This window comes from Erwinia psychrophila (assembly GCF_039023475.1).
Taxonomy (GTDB): Bacteria; Pseudomonadota; Gammaproteobacteria; order Enterobacterales; family Enterobacteriaceae; genus Erwinia.
Genome location: NZ_JBCHVB010000005.1, coordinates 15,626 through 28,385, shown reverse-complemented (window position 1 = coordinate 28,385; position 12,760 = coordinate 15,626). Strand labels below are relative to the sequence as shown.

The 12,760-nt window shown below is 58.2% G+C and carries 9 protein-coding genes; 5 read left to right on the top strand and 4 right to left on the bottom strand.

Annotated elements, in window-relative coordinates; genetic code table 11:
- Positions 1 to 171: 171 nt before the first annotated feature.
- On the bottom strand, positions 172 to 450 hold the full coding sequence (locus tag AAH446_RS13225) for an Rdx family protein (RefSeq protein ID WP_342907159.1): 279 nt from the start codon (positions 448 to 450) through the stop codon (positions 172 to 174).
- 262 nt (positions 451 to 712) lie between these two features.
- Between AAH446_RS13225 and AAH446_RS13220 the strand changes: the two genes are divergently transcribed.
- The 5 genes from AAH446_RS13220 to AAH446_RS13200 are packed head-to-tail and all read left to right on the top strand — an operon-like array spanning position 713 to position 6,792.
- Positions 713 to 3,115 (top strand): TonB-dependent receptor domain-containing protein, encoded by a 2,403-nt coding sequence (locus AAH446_RS13220; protein ID WP_342907158.1) that lies wholly within the window; start codon positions 713 to 715, stop codon positions 3,113 to 3,115.
- Between the two features lie 51 nt (positions 3,116 to 3,166).
- Entirely contained in the window at positions 3,167 to 4,198 is a 1,032-nt protein-coding gene (locus AAH446_RS13215) for a hemin-degrading factor (protein ID WP_463322821.1), read from the top strand.
- The gene (locus tag AAH446_RS13210; RefSeq protein WP_342907156.1) at positions 4,195 to 5,022 is read left to right on the top strand and encodes a heme/hemin ABC transporter substrate-binding protein; all 828 of its coding nucleotides are present in this window, start codon (positions 4,195 to 4,197) and stop codon (positions 5,020 to 5,022) included. The genes AAH446_RS13215 and AAH446_RS13210 overlap by 4 nt, the downstream gene beginning before the upstream one ends.
- Positions 5,023 to 5,027: 5 nt before the next feature.
- Positions 5,028 to 6,020 (top strand): FecCD family ABC transporter permease, encoded by a 993-nt coding sequence (locus AAH446_RS13205; protein WP_463322820.1) that lies wholly within the window; start codon positions 5,028 to 5,030, stop codon positions 6,018 to 6,020.
- Positions 6,013 to 6,792, top strand: a complete 780-nt coding sequence (locus tag AAH446_RS13200) for a heme ABC transporter ATP-binding protein (RefSeq protein ID WP_342907154.1) — start codon at positions 6,013 to 6,015, stop codon at positions 6,790 to 6,792. The genes AAH446_RS13205 and AAH446_RS13200 overlap by 8 nt, the downstream gene beginning before the upstream one ends.
- Before the next feature lie 106 nt (positions 6,793 to 6,898).
- On the opposite strand, the gene AAH446_RS13195 is transcribed toward AAH446_RS13200, so the two are convergent.
- The 3 genes from AAH446_RS13195 to AAH446_RS13185 all read right to left on the bottom strand — a co-directional run bounded on the left by AAH446_RS13195 (position 6,899) and on the right by AAH446_RS13185 (position 12,388).
- A complete protein-coding gene (locus tag AAH446_RS13195; protein ID WP_342907153.1) occupies positions 6,899 to 9,085 on the bottom strand; it encodes a putative bifunctional diguanylate cyclase/phosphodiesterase in 2,187 nt (728 codons plus the stop codon).
- 135 nt (positions 9,086 to 9,220) lie between these two features.
- A complete protein-coding gene (mrdA, locus tag AAH446_RS13190; protein WP_342907152.1) occupies positions 9,221 to 11,116 on the bottom strand; it encodes a penicillin-binding protein 2 in 1,896 nt (631 codons plus the stop codon).
- 372 nt (positions 11,117 to 11,488) lie between these two features.
- The gene (locus tag AAH446_RS13185; protein WP_342907151.1) at positions 11,489 to 12,388 is read right to left on the bottom strand and encodes a hypothetical protein; all 900 of its coding nucleotides are present in this window, start codon (positions 12,386 to 12,388) and stop codon (positions 11,489 to 11,491) included.
- Positions 12,389 to 12,760 lie beyond the last annotated feature (372 nt).

Below are 12,760 nucleotides of genomic sequence, written 5' to 3'. Positions count from 1 at the left end.
CGGGAATGATACTGCACAACGCGGGCGGGGTGCTTCATTAAAACGTGCTGAAAAGGTGGCAAAGTTGTTAAAAAAAGGACGCCGGAGGAAACCGCGCCCGCGTTATCTGCTTATCTTCTTTGCGTTGCTCCCTGCATTAAAACGGGGAGCGGCGCACGCTTTCGCAGAAGCTTATTTATCAATATGCCCCAGATCCCGATCGGGGAAGCAATAGTTCCTTACCCGCTGTTTTAACACTTTTGCTTCGGGGAAGCCGCCATCCGTCTTGCGGTCCCAGATGGTTTCGCCGTCAACGATCACCTGATAGATCCCGCCAGTGCCGGGGACCAGGGTGACCGAGGCCAGATCGGTGCTGAACGTTTGCAGCAGTTCCTGCGCCATCCATGCGGCGCGCAGCAGCCAGTTGCACTGGGAACAGTAGTGGATGGTGATAGCGGGGGAAGGTTTCATTATGCAGGCTCGCTGGGTAAAGGTGCCGACATCTTCTGGCGGGCGGACGGCCCCTGTCAAGCCGGGATGTAACAACCTGACGGCGGGAATTGTGAATAAATTGTGGAGGTAGTTGATATGGGTAATCAAAATCATTATCATTCGCGTTTATAACAAGGTCAGGAAATGACCGGCGCACGTCAGGATGCAACGTCATCCTTTTTCTGAATGAGTCAGTGGTCGCAGTGGAGTCGATACTAATAAAGATGAAAGGCTTAAATAAATGCGTAAAACCACTTTATCTCAGGGAGTTATCCGCACCTCCGTGCTTTTTGGCACGCTGGCGACAGGCAGTTTCAGCTGGGGAGCGGTAACGCCGGTCTCCCCAACCTCTTCCGTAACGGACTCTTCCACCACGCCGCTGGCGATCGCTTCCGCCAAAGAAGCAGACCAGGCCGGTGCCGTGATGACGGTTAATGCGCCCCGGATGGAGCAGGAGGCGGGCAGTAAAACCACCATTACCGCCGCCGATATGCAGCGCAAAGGCGCCAACGATTTTGGCTCGATAATGCGTTATGAACCGCTGATCGGCGCCACCGGCAGCAGCGGCGGCGCGTCGGCCGGTAAAAGCGGTTTCGATCGCAGCGGTTACACGGGCTATAACATTCGCGGGCTGGAAAGCAACCGGGTAGGGCTGGACGTTGACGGCATCCCGCTGCCTGACGCCACGGGCCGCAGCTACGCCAGCCGCGCCGGGCTGAACACCTTCGGCATCGGGCGCGACTATATCGATCCCTATATGTACGGCCAGGTCGATATCGAGTCAGGTGCCACCTCAACGGCTACCGCCAATACGGCCATCGGCGGCGCCGTTTCCTTTATCCCAAAATCGGCGGATGACTACCTCTCTCCGCGTACCCCAGCCTGGTTTGGCTATCAGTCGGATTACGATTCCGCTAACCGCAGCTGGCATAACGGCGTTACCGCAGCCGCTGGCGATGCCTTCCTGCGTGGCGTGCTGGTTTACAGCCGCCGCGACGGTCAGGAAACCCGTAATAATAGCGGGACGGTGGCGGCCTATCCGGCTAACTGGCATTCAGATGCGCTGCTGGCCTCCGGCATCTGGCAGCCGGACGATGAGCATAAGCTCACCGGGACGCTGGACTACTACGATAAAACCAACCAAACGCATTACGACAGCTGGAATACGGCGGGCAGCGCTATCCTGGGCACCGCCGAACAGCAAAGTAAGACGCGCCGCTGGGGCCTCAGCCTGAGCGATGAGTGGACGCCCGCCAATGCGTTTATTGACAGCCTGATCAGCAAGGTTTTTTATCAGCAGACTCAGGCGCACGACAATACCTGGATGCCCGCCAGCAGCGGCACCATGGAGCGCGTCTTCTCCGATTACAATGTGGATAGCTGGGGCTTTGATACACGCCTGACCAAAATCGTGGGTCGCCACGCGTTAAGCGCTGGCCTGAACGGCCGCATCAGCGAAACGGAGCGTCCTTTCCGCCAGGACCCGGCACCCAGCGTATTCAGCGCCATTATGCAGCCACAGTCCGACAGCCAGAGCAGCGTGCTGGGCGGTTATGTGCAGGATAAGATCCAGTTTGATATGGATGGTCACGGCTTCGCCGTCGTGCCCGGCGTGCGCGTCACCCATCAGCGCACCAAACCGGAAAATCTCGCCAGCCTGACGACCGGCAGCACGGTGCTGAGCGAGGCGGAGCTGGAGGCGCTGTACGGCAAGGAGAACGCCGATACGCAGGTACTGCCGTCCCTGAGCTTTAATTATGATATTACGCCCACCCTGATGACCTGGATCCAGTACAAGCGCGGCGCGCAGTTTCCCAACGCCAGCCAGCTTTATGGCTCATGGAATCTGGGATCGAGCTATGCGGGCAGTCAGCAATATGCGCTGATCGGTAACAGCGAGCTGGATACCGAAACCAGCCATAACCTGGAGTGGGGGGTGAAGGGCGAGGTGACGAAAGGCGTTACGCTGAAAACCTCGCTGTTCTACAACACCTATAAGAATTTCATCGCCTACACCCGCTATTCCCGCGCGGCGAATCCGGCACAGTTCGCCAATGTGCCTTCGAATATCTACACCATCTATCAGGCCGAAAATCGCGACAAAGCCTATATTTACGGCGGTGAAGTGGCGACCCGCATTAACTTCGGCAGCTGGTTTGAGGAGGTGAACGGCCTCAGCGCCGCCTTTGCGCTCGGCTACAGCGAGGGCAAATCGAAATCCAGCTACGCTGGCGACAGCTATGTCGATCTCGACAGCGTCGCGCCGGTTAAAGCCATTGTTGGCGTTGCCTGGGACGATCCGGCGAAGCGCTATGGTGCGGCGGTGACCGCTACCTTTGTAAAAGGCAAGCAGGCGACGGCCACCAGCCGCCAGAGCTACAGCAACAGCGGCGCGCCGCTGGGCGAGGCCAGCACGGAATATATGCGGGTGCCGGGTTACGGCATGGTGGATATGACCGCCTACTGGCAGGTGGCGAAAAACATCCGGCTAAGCGGTGGCATCTACAACCTTACCGACCGCAAATACTGGGACTATCTGAGCAGCCGTGAACTGACCGAAACCAGCAGCCAGGACGCTCAGGATAAAGCCCTTGCGGTAATGCCAGGCCGGACCTTCCAGCTGGGCGTTAACGTCGATTTCTGATCAACATCATGTTGCCCTGCAAGCGCAGGGCCTCCAGGAGAGCCAATGAACATCACCACACTTTTGCAGCAATACCAGGCGTTAAAAAGCGAACATCCCAAAAAATATGCCCGCGATCTGGCAGAGATGCTGTCGGTCAGCGAAGCGGAACTGACCCAGGCGCGCACCCTTGATGATGCGGTGGCGCTGAAGCCTGATTTCCGCGCCTTACTGACCCGGCTTGAGGCCATCGGTGAAACCAGGTCGATCACCCGTAACGCCTGGGCGGTTCATGAGCAGGTGGGCCGTTACGAAAATCTTCACCTGGGCGATCACGCTGGCGTGATCCTGAATCCGGGGGCGCTCGACCAGCGTATTTTCCCCAGCCAGTGGCGAAGCGTCTTTGCGCTGAACGAGCAAAGCGAACGCGGTGAACGCCAGAGTATCCAGATTTTCGACGCGCACGGCGACGCGGTGCTGAAAATCTACGCCACGCCCCAGTCGGACAGGGAAGCCTGGCGGGCGCTGATCGCGGCGTTCAGATTGCCCGCCGCACCCGAGCTGAAGATCGTACCGGCAGAACCGACGGAATGGGAGGCCCAGCCAGATCGCGCCCTGATTGAGCAGGAGTGGCGGGCGATGACCGACGTGCATCAGTTCTTTGGTCTGCTGAAGCGTCATAACGTCTCACGTCAGCAGGCGTTTCGCGCCGTCCCGGAGGATCTGGCAAGGCAGGTGGATAACAGCGCGCTGAGGGAAGTGCTGACGATGGCGCAGGCAGATAGCAATAAGATCATGATTTTTATTGGTAACCGTGGCTGCGTGCAGATTTTTACCGGCGGGGTGGAAAAGCTGATGCCGGTGGATAGCTGGCTCAATATTTTTACGCCAACGTTTACCCTTCACCTGCTGGAAAGCGGTATTGCCGAAAGCTGGATCACCCGTAAGCAGACCGCTAACGGCATGGTGACCAGCCTCGAACTGTTTGCCGCCGATGGTACGCAGATTGCGCAGCTTTATGGTCAGCGTACGGAAGGCGTGCCGGAGCAGACCCGCTGGCGTGAACAGCTGGCGGCGGTGGCAGGTGAAGGAGCCGCCGTATGAGAGCCTGGCCGATCGCGCTGATTGCGCTGCTCGCCCTGCCCTTTTCCCTGCTGGCTGAGGAGCGGGTGGTCACCATCGGCGGCGATATCACGGAGATCGTTTACGCGCTGGGCGCGCAGCAGAACCTGGTGGCTCGCGACAGCACCAGCCTCAGGCCTGCGCTGGCGACCAAACTGCCGGACGTGGGCTATATGCGTCAGCTGAATGCCGAAGGGATCCTGGCGATGCGGCCCACGCTGGTGCTTGCCAGCGAGCTGGCGAAGCCCTCTCTGGCGCTCACGCAGGTGGAAAAGGCGGGAGTAAAGGTGGTGACCCTGACCGGCAAGCCTGAGCTGAGCGTTATTCCTGACAAAATCCGCGCCGTCGCCCAGGCGCTGCACCGGGAAGAGGAGGGCAGGGCGCTCAGCCTGAAGCTGGAAAAGCAGATTGCCGGGCTGAAAAAGACGCCCTTGCCGGTAAAAGTGCTGTTTATCCTCAATCACACCGGGATGAAGGCGATGGGCGCAGGGAGCGGTACGGCGGCCGATGGCGCAATCCGCAGCGCCGGTCTGGTTAACGCGCTGGCCGCGGTGCCCCGTTACCAGCCGCTGACGCAGGAAGGCATCGTCGCCAGCGCGCCGCAGCTGGTGGTCATTGGCCGCGATGGCCTGCGGGCGATGGGCGCAGAAGAGCAGCTCTGGTCCCTGCCGGGCCTGGCGCTGACGCCCGCCGCCAGGCAGCATAACCTGTTGGTCATTGATGAAATGGCGCTGCTGGGATTTGGTCTGGAAACGCCCGCCGCCATTGCCCGGCTGCGTAAAGCGGCGGAGGCCATTCGCCGATGAAATGGATGACGGTACAGCGCGGCCTGCTGCTGATGCTGCTGCTGATGGCGGCCCTCGTGCTGCTTGCCGCCAACGTGGGCGCGATGCGCCTCTCATTGCCCGCGGTCTGGCAGGCCGGTTCAGAGAGCTTTATTGGACAAATCTGGTGGAATATCCGCCTGCCCAGAGTGCTGCTGGCGGTACTGGTAGGCTCCGCGCTGGCGCTCTCGGGCGTGGTCATGCAGGGATTGTTCCGCAATCCGCTGGCCGATCCCGGCCTGCTGGGCATCAGCAGCGGTGCAATGCTGATGGTCGCGCTGTCGATCCTGGTGCCGCTGACGCTGCCCGCCGTGCTTGCGCTGTGGTGGCCGATGCTGGCCGCCTTTGCCGGCAGCCTGGGCGTCACCCTGGTCATCTTTACCCTCAGCCGGCGCGGCGGAACCTCGCTCTCCCGGCTGCTGCTGGCCGGCATTGCGATTAATGCCGTCTGCGGCGCCGCCGTCGGCGTGATGTCATGGATCAGCAACGACCAGCAGCTTCGTCAGCTTTCGCTGTGGGGCATGGGATCGCTGGGCCAGGCGCAGTGGTCTACGGTGCTGGCGAGCGCCACGCTGATCCTCCCGGCGATGCTGGCGATCCAGCGGCAGGCGCAGCGGCTTAATCTACTGCAACTCGGTGAAGAGGAGGCGCACTATCTCGGCGTGGAGGTGAGGCGCACGCAGCGGATACTGCTGCTGCTCAGCGCGCTGGTGGTGGCCGCTGCCGTGGCGGTGAGCGGGGTTATCGGCTTTGTAGGTCTGGTGGTGCCGCACCTGATGCGGATGTGCATGGGCAGTAATCACTGCTGGTTGCTGCCCGGATCGGCGCTGGCGGGCGCAATTCTGATGCTGGTGGCCGATACGCTGGCCCGGACGCTGGTGGCGCCTGCCGAGATGCCGGTCGGGCTCCTGACCAGCCTGCTGGGCGCGCCCTGGTTTCTGTGGCTGATACTGCGCCGTCAGGAGGGACACTATGCGTGATATTTTGCAGGCCGATCGTCTTGTTTATCATGCCGGAGAACGCCGCCTGATCGGGGAGGTTTCGCTGACGCTCGCCGCCGGGGAGATGGTGTCGCTTATCGGCCCCAACGGCGCCGGGAAATCGACCCTCTTACGGCTGTTGACCGGCTATCTGACGCCCGATGAGGGAAGTTGCCAGCTGGCCGGGCAGGCCATCGACTCGTGGTCACGTGAGCGGCTGGCGCGGACGCGGGCCGTGATGCGTCAGAAAAGTCAGGTGGAGTTCAGGCTGCCGGTCAGGGATGTGGTGGCGATGGGGCGGGCACCCTGGCCCGGCGCGGCAAACCGGCAGATTATCGATGAGGTGATGCGGCTGACCGGCAGCGACAGCCTGGCCCGGCGCGACTTCCGCTCGCTTTCCGGCGGCGAGCAGCAGCGGGTTCAGCTGGCGCGGGCGCTGGCCCAGCTCTGGCATTCTGACGGGCCGCGCGGCTGGCTGTTTCTGGACGAACCGACCTCCGCGCTGGATCTCTATCATCAGCAACATGCGCTGCGCCTGCTGCACCGGCTTACGCGGCAGGGGCAGCTCTCGGTCTGCTGCGTGCTGCACGATCTTAACCTCGCTTCGCTCTGGTCAGACAAAATCTTACTGCTGCATCAGGGCCGTCTGGTCGCCAGAGGGACGCCGGATGAGGTGATAAGGGAAGAGACACTCAGCCGCTGGTATCAGGCCGACCTGCATGTTCATCATCATAGTGAGGCTGGCGCGCCGCAGGTTGTTCTGCGTCGCTAGCCGCGAATAGGGACTCAGGCGGCGCGATACGCATTCTGCCTGACGGCGCTTTTTGCCATTCAGCATCCGGTGGCCCCGCTGGCGTCATGCATCAGGGCGTCGCGGTTTATTCCGCTGTCAGAGGCAGCACCGGGTGGATGGCGGGCGGCTGCTGGCGTCGGGCCGCCAGCAGCGCTTCTTCCGGCTGGGGCCGGCTGAGCAGAAAGCCCTGTAGCTTGTCGCAATGCACCCTGGCCAGCGCCAGCCGCTGCGCTTCGGTTTCCACGCCTTCCGCCGTCACCGACAGCCCCAGCGAGTGACCCAGTTTGATCACCGATTCCACAATGGTATCTGCCTGTTCCTGAATGCCCAGTAGCTGCGTGAAGCAGCGGTCTATTTTGAGCGTATCGACGGGAAACTGCATCAGATAGCTGAGGCTGGAGTAGCCGGTGCCGAAGTCATCAAGCGCGATGCGGAAGCCCGCTTTGCGTAATGTCTGGATGGTTTCCAGCGCATATTGCTGATCTTCCATCAGCACGCCTTCGGTGATCTCCAGTTCCAGTTGTCGGGGATTAACCCCATGCTGCCGGACCGTTGCGCTCAGCTTATCGATGAAATTACCGGCCAGAAATTGCAGCGGCGAGACGTTCAGCGACAGGAACAGATCGGGACAGCGCCGGGCCATGCCGCAGGCCTGGTCGATCACCCAGTCGCCAAGCGGCACGATCAGGCTGGTTTCTTCCGCTATCGGAATAAAGTCCGCGGGGGAGATCGCTCCCCAGTCCGCATGCGTCCAGCGCAGCAGCGCCTCAATGCCGAGCATATTTTTACCGCTGATATCCATGATGGGCTGATACCAGAGCGCCAGCCCGCTGGCGTTATCCAGCGCCAGGCGCAGCTCTTCCGCCAGCAGCTGGCGTTTCTGAATGGCCTGGCCCAGCATGGGAGAGTACATCCGGTAGCGGCCCCGGCCGTCGGACTTGGCCGCACAGAGCGCAATATCCGCCATCCGCATCAGCTCCAGCTTCTCCCTGCCGTGCAGAGGAGCCAGCGCCACGCCGATGCTGACGCCCGCCCAGAAGGAGTTGCCCATCAGCGTTACCGGGGTCATCAGCAGGGCGATGATTCGCTGACAAAAGTGGGCGATCTGCGCTTCGCTGCTTATGCCGCTGACCATCAGCACAAACTCATCTCCCCCCAGCCGCCCGACACAGTCGCCCTCCTCCAGCAGCATGGAGAGCCGCTGGCTTACCTCGATAATCAGCGCATCGCCGGTATGGTGGCCGTAGGTATCGTTAATCATTTTAAAGCGGTCAAGGTTCAGCACCAGCAGGGCAAATCCCGCGTCGCCGTCTGAAAGCTGCCTCAGCCTTCCGGCCAGCCGGCTCGCCATGGCTGAGCGGTTGGGCAGTCCGGTGAGCGAATCCTGCTGCGCCAGCTGTCTGGCATGCGCTTCGCTGCTCTTAAGCCGCCGCACGGTATCTGCAAGGTTCCGCGACGCGTGCCAGAGGCGGCGGCTGACCAGAATGCACATTACCAGAATGGCGAGCATGGCGAGGGTGACCAGCGGGGCGGTCACTTTCAGCATCTGACTGCCCGGCCGCATCGGCTGCCAGGAGACGTAGCTGACGGGAATATTCAGCCCCGACTTAAGCAGGAACCCCGTTCTGTCGGTCCCGCCGGCGCTATCAGCGATAAAGCGGAAGTTACTGACCACGCCGCGGTGTTCAAGAAAGTTGATAAAGCTGTAGTGAAGATAGCGAATAAAAACCAGCCGGTGCCCGTCGCTGTTGGGCAACGTGCCGACAGCCACCTCGGCAACGCGATCGTTCAGGCGGATGAAATCCCCGGTAAAAGGCGCCGGGCCTTGCAGGGCGTCAAGCTGAGCCAGCCAGGGATAAAGTAAGCTGCCGATCTCGCTAAAGCGTTCTGACGCCACCATTTTGCCATCATGCCAGGCAGAAAGCGGCTGGTTAGCCGCATCCAGCAGATAGACCTCATTATCGCCGGCGAGGCGGACAAGCCAGCTGGCAAAGGTGTCGCGGCCCGTGGGGCTGGCGAGCTGCGCTGACAGATCCGGCCAGGTTAACAGGTTACGATGCTGGCGCAGATAGTCGGCAAGATGCTGAGCAAAGATATTTTGAATAACCTGCTGCTGTTTCTCCTCTGCTTTGGCATTACTCAGGGTGGTAACCCACCAAGCGGTAAACCCGCAGCTGAGAAAGGCGAACAGCACCACCGCCAGCATGGGAGCAAGCACGTTATACGCAAAATGGCGTCGTAACCTGGCCGCAGAGCTGTTTTCGTTATTCATGTCCCTTCCAGCGTGAACGAGTCAGTAGCCAGTAAGACCGGCCCCGGCGAAGTTTAAACACTACCTCGCTGGCTGGTATCGGCAGGAACAGTCAAAGACTTTAACGCCGTTTACGTCAACGGCGCTGGCTCCGGACTAACGGGCGGTGCGGTTGCTGTCCGGATCGGCGGTGACCGCCATGGGTGCCTCGTCCGGCGGCAGAAAAATATGATCCAGAATATTCCGGACTACCGGCGCGGCGGTGACGCCATTAAGGCCACCGTTTTCCAGAATAATTGCCATGGAGATTTTCGGGTTGTTAAAGGGGGCAAACGCGGTATAAAGCACATGATCGCGCAGGCGAACCGGGATGTTTTTCGCATTGTAAATTTCATTCTGCTTCAGGCCGAAGACCTGTGAGGTGCCGCTTTTTGCCGCAATGCCGTAAGGCGCAGTATGAAAGTACTTATAGCCAGTGCCGTTAGGCTCGTTGGCCATGCCGAACATTGCACGGCGAACCAGCGCCCAGTGAGGCGATTTTGGATCGCCTACCTGTTCAGGCGGCAACGTTGGTTTCCAGGAGGAGATATGCCTGCCTTTTTTCTGCTCATACAGCAGGTGGGGCTGGATGGCACGTCCGTTATTAATTAACGTGTTGAGCGCCTTAAGCATCTGGATTGGCGTGGCAAGCCAGTAGCCCTGACCGATTCCCACGGCGACGGTATCGCCCTGATACCAGCTTTTTTTATGCACCTTCCGCTTCCACTCACGGCTCGGCATCAGGCCATCATATTCTTCATTCAGATCGATGCCGGTCGATCTGCCGTAGCCGAACTTGCTGAGCAGCGAGTGAATGCGGTCAATGCCCATCATAAACGCCACCTGGTAAAAGAACGTATCCGCCGACTCTTCAATCGCACGGGTAACATCAAGCATACCGTGGCCCGATTTTTTCCAGTCACGGTAGCGGCGGTGGGTGCCGGGCAGGGTCCAGGTCGGCGCGCCGTAAAAGGTGGTTTGTGGCGTAATGACGTGAGAAAGCAGCGCCGACATCGCCATATAGGGTTTGACGGTGGAGGCGGGCGGATAAAGGCCCTGGGTGACGCGATTGATCAGCGGCAGGTCTTTGTTGGCCAGCAGCGTCTTATAGGCTTTATAGCTGATGCCTTTGACGAAAGGATTGGGATCGTAGCTGGGGCTGGAGACCATCGCCAGCACTTCGCCATCGCGCGGGTTTTCGATAATGACCGCGGCGCGCTGTCCCGTCAGCTGTTGTTCCACATACTGCTGTAGGTGAAGATCGAGGGTCAGGTAGATATTTTTCCCGGCGACAGGCGGGACTTCTTTCAGCACCCGGACCACGCGGCCATGGTTATCCACCTCAACTTCCCGGTAGCCGGTTTTGCCATGAAGCACCGACTCGTAGTAGGCCTCAATACCCTGTTTGCCGATATTATGGCTGGCCGCGTAGTTTTCACTGATGCCCGCCTTCTCAAGCCGCTCATAGTCGCGGTCGTTAATTTTGGAGACGTAGCCCACCACATGGGCCAGTTCTGCCCCATAAGGGTACTGGCGATCTTTATAGCTGTTGATGGCCACGCCCGGAAAACGGAACTGGCTGACGGAAAAGCGGGCGACTTCTTCCTCGCTCAGTTCGTTTTTCAGCACCACGGGTCTGTAGCGGCTGGCAGAGCGGAGCGTGTGCCTGAACGTTTCGATATCGTCGGGGGAAAGATTGACGATGGGAGTGAGCCGTTGCACCAGCGCATCCATATCGTGGATTTTATAGGGCATCACTTCAATGTCGTGCCAGGTGATATTTTTCACCAGCGCAATGCCGTTGCGGTCGTAAATAATTCCCCGCGTCGGAGCGATCGGCACCGTTTTGATGTCATTCTGGTCAGAACGGGTCTGATAGTAGCTGTGTTCCTCTACCTGCACGTGCCAGAGGTGAACGACCAGCGTCACAAAACCGGCCAGGACAACCCCAAAAGCCACCAGCGTTCGCCGGACGAACAGTTTCTCTTCTTCTGCAAAATCTTTAAATTTCATTACCAGCCGTTCGTGTTACCTGTGGCGTTTCTCTCGCCTTATGATAAAGATGCCTCACTGAATCACGACCTGAAAGATGCATTTTGTGCGGCTAAAGTGTTTCATTTGTTAACGATGTTACACTACTGACATCATAAAAGCGGCGGAAGTCTGGCTTCAGCGCGTGAGCGGGAAAGCCAGCGTGAGCGAAAAGAAGGGCGGCAGGTTACGGCGGCGAGGGCGGATCGTCTCTGTCGTCCGCCAGTTTTTAACGAAAACAGCAGTGAGAGGATAGATATAAAATCTAATTTTACAGCTACTATGATCCCTCATCAGGAGATTAATAAAAAAGATAGTTAGAAATTGACTGATACCATATTTAGAGCAAGGTTATTATTTATTATTGCCAATAAGGTTGAGGTATCGCTGATACTCTTGCGCTAAATGATCTACCTTTCTCGGTAATTCTTCCAGATATAGCCCTGGCGAAACGTAATCACCGGCGTTTTTTTCAAGCTCGGCGACCAGCTGCTCAACAATGCGGTATAGGGGGATATTGTGTTCTGCCTGGAAATGTCTGAATGACCTGTCCCACACGAAAGACATGAAGTAATCCACGTACTGTCTGCCCTGCCGAAAAGGTAACGACTGTAACTTTTCAAGCATGAAGTTGAAGGCAGGAAGCGCCAGTACACGTATACGTTCTGCCTCCGTAAGCCGATCTTTGCCCATGGGAGTAGTAGCATTGGACAGACGTGAGCGGATGCATGCCAGTGGGTTAAGAACCCTGACAAGTTCATGGCTCATCGCCGCGCCGTGTCGATCGGGCATTATCAGGAAGGGCTCTGTATTAAGTGCGAGTTTATCGCCGACAAAATCCCCGGCTTTAAAGCCCGCGGGTCTGTCAATGATGTCAACAATATTAGCCTCATTAAGTCGCTCATTCAGGAACTGGCCTTGCGTGTCCTCCTTTACCCTGCCCGTGTCTTTATCTATCAGACTCAAAACCGCGATGGAAGGTGGATTAAAAATCTCCTGAACCCTTACTACTACGTTGAAGATCTTCGCAATCACATCGACTCCCTCCTTTCGTGCCACGTAATCTATGTCGATTGAGGTAATAGCTGTCATGTCAGGTTGATCGGGATAAAGGTGCAGGTTTGTCAGATACCAGTACATGACGGCCTGCCCGCCCACAGTTATAACCGGAGAGGGGAGCTGGTGTGCGTTATCGATCAGATAGCGGTTGAGTTTGAGGATTTGCTCTTCTGGCGGTATAGAATGCAAAGTCATAAAAAAAGCCCATCATGATGATGAGCTTATTCTATCACTTAACCCATTCCATATGGGCAATTCAACGCGTTCTGTCAGAAAAACGAGAGGCTTCGTCCGCCTTTGGCAGGGACAATCCCAGCAGGACGCTTTTCAAGCACGCGACCTGGAGCCTGACCGTTCCGGACGGCTTCAACATGCTGTTTATACTCGCGCTGGTGTCTGCTTTTTGCTTCCTGAGCTGACATACGATCACCGGTTAAATGTTATGGCACTAGCCTGTAGATAAAATATACGCCACCCATCTCCTGCTGGCAATCATTCACAGCATAGCGATATACATATAGCTATTCAGTAGAACCATTATGTTTACCTGAAAAAAGCCTGGGGAGT